At 40.0% G+C, this 275-nt stretch carries 1 protein-coding gene; it reads right to left on the bottom strand.

Annotation, left to right across the window (positions count from 1 at the left end):
* Positions 1-229, bottom strand: a 229-nt coding sequence (locus tag ACPYOJ_RS35315; RefSeq protein ID WP_481420382.1) for an ABC transporter transmembrane domain-containing protein, incomplete at its 3' end; no start/stop codon positions are given.
* Positions 230-275 lie beyond the last annotated feature (46 nt).

Genomic DNA, 275 nt, shown 5'->3' with positions numbered 1-275 from the left:
AAATATTTCCTTCTACTTCTCCTACGTCATTCGACATACGAGACATCAGATCCCCTTTTCTGCTTTCTGTGAAGAAAGCAACCGGAAGGGAAAGTATTTTTCTGTACATTGCGCCACGAAGATCTTTGGTAACGCCTACACGATAATTGATCAGCAAAAAAGATCCCAGATATCTGAAAATGTTTCTCAATAAAAACATGAACGCTGTAATTACACAGAGCCATGCCAATACCGTAAGTGCACCATACTGCGTGACAAGGTGCTGAACATAATAA

The sequence above is a fragment of the Rhizobium sp. SVR5-9E genome, assembly GCF_056755095.1.
Note: the sequence above shows the minus strand (reverse complement) of the source record. Positions and strands in the feature narration are given on the sequence as shown.